This window comes from Schnuerera sp., from assembly GCF_035459645.1.
Classification (GTDB): domain Bacteria; phylum Bacillota; class Clostridia; order Tissierellales; family Tepidimicrobiaceae; genus Schnuerera.
On sequence record NZ_DATHXO010000055.1, the window covers coordinates 1 to 4,998 of the forward strand.

Sequence of the window (4,998 nt, forward strand, 5' to 3'; positions counted from 1 at the left end):
TATGTTCAAAGTAGGAATAATAACTGCTAGTGATAAAGGGTCTATTGGAGAAAGGGAAGACATAAGTGGAAAGACAATAAGAGAAATAGTAGAGTCAAAAGAATATAATGTTGAAAAATCTATAATTCTTCCTGATGACGAAAAAGCTCTCTTAGAAGAAATGATATACATGGCTGATGAATTAAAAGTAGATTTAATCCTAACTACTGGAGGAACAGGCTTTAGTAGAAGAGATGTAACTCCTGAAGCTACTATAAAAGCTTGTGATAGGATGGCCAATGGCATAGCTGAGGCTATGAGATACTATAGTCTCAGCATTACTCCAAGGGCTATGTTATCTAGGGCAGTTTCAGGAATAAGAGGAAAAACTTTAATAATAAATTTACCAGGAAGCCCTAAAGCAGTTAGAGAATCTTTAGAATATATAATGGAAAGTTTACATCATGGTTTAGAAATATTAACAGGTCAAACTGGTGACTGTGCTAGGTAGGTGATAATATTATGAGAAAATTTGGTACAGCTGTTATATTGGCAGGAGGTAAAAGCACTCGAATGGGTTTTGATAAACAGTTGTTAAAGATAAACGAAAGAAGGCTTATAGACAATCTAAGAAAAAAGTTAAGTAAAATCTTTGATGAAATAATAGTTGTAACAAATAAATCAGAATATTACCTAGGCTCTACAGATAAAATAACTAAGGATATAATAGTTGGGAAAGGGCCTTTGTCTGGAATCCATGCTGGATTAAGTAAGGCTACAAGTCAATATGTTTATTTTGTAGCCTGCGATATGCCCAATATTAATCTAGATTATATTGAATATATGAGAAATGAATTAAAGGGATTAAAGGTAAAAGCATGTATAACTAAATATGGTGAATGGATAGAACCTTTCAATGCTTTTTATTCCAAGGATATGATAATGGACATAGAAGAGTATTTAATGTCAAATAAAAGATCTGTTAATTCTTTATTATATAAACTACCTGTTCACTATGTAGAAGAAGAAAAGGCTAGACAATTTAGTTCTAATTGGGATATGTTTTTAAATTTAAACACTAAAGAAGAATTAGATGATTTTTTAAATGCTATAAATAGTCAAGATTGAGGTATGTATGATGGATAGTACTAAAACAGTAAATATTATCAGGATAAAAGGGAAGGAATCTATGAATGAAGAAGATATAGTTATAATGGAATATCCTTTTACCATTTTTGTAAATGATGAAGAGATCATAACATTGCTATGCAGCCCTAATTCTTTAAAAGAATTGTTGGTAGGATTTTTATATTCAGAGGGTTTCCTAACATCTTTTTCAGATATAGATAGAATTAGGATAGATAAGGATAAGGGTATAGGTTATATTTACCTTAAAAATATAAATAAATTTAACGAAAAGCTTAGAGGTAAAAGAACCATTACTTCAGGGTGTGGAAAGGGAACCTTATTCTATAACGTGTTAGATTCCTTTAAATCTAAGAAAATAGAGAAATCTTTATCTTTACAAGCAGACGAGATAAAAGAAATCGTTAGACAATTTAATAGGAAATCAGAACTTTTTTTAACCACTGGTGGAGTCCATAGCTGTGCATTGTGTAGCAACCAAGACATAATAATATTTGAAGAAGACATAGGAAGACATAATGCACTAGATAAAATATTTGGAAAAGCCTTACTAGAAAAAATTGATACTAAGGATAAGATAATTTTAACCAGTGGTAGAATATCTTCTGAAATCCTTATAAAATCTGCTAAAAGGCAAGTTCCAGTAATAGTTTCCAGATCCGCCCCTACTAGCCTAGCGGTGGAGATGGCTACAGAACTAGGAATTACACTTATAGGATTTGCTAGAGGAGAAAAAATGAATATCTATACAAATTTTCCGAGTTTAATTTTCTAAAGCGTGGAGCCATGAAGATTAAACCGTTAGGTATAAGGAGAAATTCTTGTGCCTCCCGTATTTGGAAAGGAAGATTATATGACTATAATGAGTTTATAGTTTTAACAGTCCTTTCTAGGACTGTTTTTTATATATATTAGGGACAAAAATTAAAGTGAGGGGGATTCAAATGAAAAAGTTTTTAGTATTAACATTAAGTGCAATACTTATACTCACAATGTTGGTAGGTTGTGGACAAAGTGGTGAAGAAGAAAGCAAAAGGATAATTTTATCCACAACTACTAGCACTCAAGATAGTGGGTTATTGGATTACATATTACCAGAATTTGAAGAGAAAACAGGTATTGAGGTAGATGTAATAGCAGTAGGTACTGGTAAAGCATTGCAAATGGGTAAGGATGGAGAAGCAGATATCCTTTTGGTTCATGCTAAGGCTAGTGAAGAAGAATTTGTTGCAGAAGGACATGGTTTAGAAAGACGCGATGTAATGTATAATGATTTTGTATTAGTAGGACCTGGTGAAGATCCATTAAAGTTAAAAGAAAATACGCCAAATAATATATTAGAAGGATTAAAAACCATTGCAGAAAATGAATTTACTTTTGTTTCTAGGGGAGACGATTCAGGAACTCATAAGAAAGAGCTATCTATATGGAAAGAAGCCAATATAGAGCCTGAAGGAGAATGGTATTTAGAAGCAGGAGCTGGTATGGGGGATGTACTTAAAATGGCTGATGAGAAACAAGGCTATACCATTACTGATAGGGCTACTTATTTAAACATGATGGATACATTAGAATTAGAAGTAATTATTGAAGGAGATGCAAATTTATTTAACCAATATGGTATAATACCAGTAAACCCAGAAAAGAGCGATAAAATTAATGCTGAAGGTGCTAAGGAATTTATGGAGTGGTTATTGTCAGATGAAACCCAGGAGTTAATTGGAGAATATGGAGTAGAAGAATTTGGAATGCCTTTATTTGTACCAAATGCAAAATAATTAATATTTAAAGTTAAAGCTGCATATTTTATTTAGTTGATAAAATATGCAGCTTTAAACTATAGGTGGTGATTATAATAGACTATATAGCAGAAGGTTTTAAAGAAGCAATAGGACTATTAATAGGATTTGACAAGGAAGTATATGGTATAATAACCTTATCATTAATTGTTTCAACGACAGCTACCGTTGTAGCTGCCTTAATTTGTGTTCCATTAGGAATACATTTAGGGATTAAAGATTTTAAAGGGAAAAAAGCTTTTTCTCGAATTTTATATACATTTATGAGTATTCCTTCAGTAGTTGTAGGACTAGTTGTTGCTATTGTGCTTTCGAGAAGAGGACCTTTAGGGAAATTTGATCTTCTATATACTCCAAAAGCAATGGTAATTGCACAAACTTTATTGGTAACACCTTTGATTTTAGGTCTTACCTATAGTTTATCAAAAAATAGGGGGAAAGAAATAGAGAAAATAGGCAAAACCTTAGGGGCAGATAAAATGGATATTATAATACTAACGATAAAAGAGCTTAAATTAGATTTGATAGTCAATGTTGTTACAGGGTTCTCCAGAGCTATATCCGAAGTTGGGGCAGTTATGATAGTAGGAGGAAATATTAAAAATCGAACTAGAGTTATAACCACTACCATATCTATGATGAACTCCATGGGAGACTATCCTATGGCAATCGCTTTAGGTATAGTTTTACTCATAATTTCTTTTGTTATTAATAGTTTAATCTATTCTTATAGTGGAGAGGATTAAGATGGAAATATCTATACTTAATTTAAAAAAATATTATTCTGAAAAATTAATTTTAGATATAGAAGATTTGAAAATTGAAAAAGGAAAGATTACTGGTCTTATAGGGCCTAATGGTTCAGGGAAAACTACTTTACTAAAAATCCTATCAGGTTTAGATAAAGATTTTTCTGGCATCATCAAATATGATGGGAAATCATTAGATAGAAATATTTATAAAAAGATGACTTTGGTAAATCAAAAACCCTATCTTTTTAAAAGAAAGGTATATGAAAATATTGAATACCCTTTAAAGGTAAGGGGTATAAAGAAGGATATAGGAAAAGAAGAAGTAAGAAAGATAATGGAAAGGTTTGAAATAAAAGAACTTAGAGACAAGAAAGGACATTTACTATCAGGGGGGGAATCCCAAAAGGTAAGTTTAGCAAGAGCTTTAGTATTTAATCCAAATCTATTACTATTAGATGAACCAACATCTAACATAGATCCAGAATCTATAAAGATAATGGAAAGGGAAATACTAAGGTTTAATGAGGAAAATAAGGGGACTGTACTTATAGTTACCCATAATATAGAGCAATCTGAAAGGTTATGTCATAATATTATCTATTTAAAATCTGGAAAGGTAGGTTATTAAATATGGATTTTTTTGATGTAGTATCGGTCCAAGAGGCAAGGGATAGGCTTATGAAGAACTTTAAAGAATATGAATTTGAGATGGAGGAAATATCTATAATAGATGCTACAGACAGAATTCTAGCAGAAAATATATACTCTAATATAAATGTGCCAGAGTTTAACCGTTCCACTGTAGATGGTTATGCAATTAAATCTAAGGATAGTCAAGGAGCTAGCGAATCAGTACCAAGTCTATTTAGTATTCTAGGAGAAGTAAGGATGGGAGAGACTCCTAGAAAAAGTATAAAATCTGGAGAGACTATGTATGTTCCAACAGGGGGAATGATTCCTGAAGGGGCAGATGGGATGGTAATGATAGAGTACACTGAAAAATTAGATGAAGAAAACCTTATGGTATATAAACCCATATCTTTTAATGAAAATATAATATTAAAAGGGGACGATATAAAATTAGGACAGATAGCTTTAAAAAAGGGAAGAAAAATTAATCCAGAAGTGGTAGGAGTATTGGCTGCTTTAGGTATATCTAAAGTAAAAGTATATAAGAGGCCAAATTTTTATATAATTTCAACGGGAGATGAAATAATAGATTTAGATGAAAAGTTAGAATTGGGTAAAATAAGGGATATAAATAGTTATGCTCTTCATTCATCTATAGTGAAATTAGGTGGAGAAACTGTTGGGAAGGCTAT

General features: G+C 31.6%; 7 protein-coding genes and 1 riboswitch. All 7 genes read left to right on the forward strand.

The genetic code is table 11. The annotated features are described in order from the left end of the window. The coding region (locus VK998_RS01250; RefSeq protein WP_325224573.1) for a MogA/MoaB family molybdenum cofactor biosynthesis protein at nucleotides 1-490 on the forward strand (490 nt) is incomplete at its 5' end. Between the two features lie 11 nt (nucleotides 491-501). Then, nucleotides 502-1,107 carry a molybdenum cofactor guanylyltransferase gene (gene mobA / locus VK998_RS01255; RefSeq protein WP_325224576.1) on the forward strand — a complete coding sequence of 202 codons (606 nt, stop codon included), beginning with the start codon at nucleotides 502-504 and terminating at the stop codon, nucleotides 1,105-1,107. 10 nt (nucleotides 1,108-1,117) lie between these two features. Next, nucleotides 1,118-1,900 carry a formate dehydrogenase accessory sulfurtransferase FdhD gene (fdhD, locus tag VK998_RS01260; RefSeq protein ID WP_325224578.1) on the forward strand — a complete coding sequence of 261 codons (783 nt, stop codon included), beginning with the start codon at nucleotides 1,118-1,120 and terminating at the stop codon, nucleotides 1,898-1,900. After that, a riboswitch (molybdenum cofactor riboswitch) is annotated at nucleotides 1,869-1,988 on the forward strand. (Overlaps the previous gene by 32 nt.) Before the next feature lie 81 nt (nucleotides 1,989-2,069). Then, nucleotides 2,070-2,903, forward strand: a complete 834-nt coding sequence (locus VK998_RS01265; RefSeq protein ID WP_325224581.1) for an ABC transporter substrate-binding protein — start codon at nucleotides 2,070-2,072, stop codon at nucleotides 2,901-2,903. 65 nt (nucleotides 2,904-2,968) lie between these two features. Next, entirely contained in the window at nucleotides 2,969-3,670 is a 702-nt protein-coding gene (locus VK998_RS01270) for an ABC transporter permease (RefSeq protein WP_325224584.1), read from the forward strand. 1 nt (nucleotide 3,671) lies between these two features. Then, entirely contained in the window at nucleotides 3,672-4,304 is a 633-nt protein-coding gene (locus VK998_RS01275; protein ID WP_325224586.1) for an ABC transporter ATP-binding protein, read from the forward strand. A 2-nt stretch (nucleotides 4,305-4,306) separates the two neighbouring features. Then, the coding region (locus VK998_RS01280) for a molybdopterin molybdotransferase MoeA (RefSeq protein ID WP_325224588.1) at nucleotides 4,307-4,998 on the forward strand (692 nt) is incomplete at its 3' end.

Coding starts and splice junctions, on each gene's coding strand:
- fdhD (WP_325224578.1), top strand. CDS start 1,118: ATGGATAGTACTAAAACAGTAAATATTATCAGGATAAAAGGGAAGGAA.
- VK998_RS01265 (WP_325224581.1), top strand. CDS start 2,070: ATGAAAAAGTTTTTAGTATTAACATTAAGTGCAATACTTATACTCACA.
- mobA (WP_325224576.1), top strand. CDS start 502: ATGAGAAAATTTGGTACAGCTGTTATATTGGCAGGAGGTAAAAGCACT.
- VK998_RS01275 (WP_325224586.1), top strand. CDS start 3,672: ATGGAAATATCTATACTTAATTTAAAAAAATATTATTCTGAAAAATTA.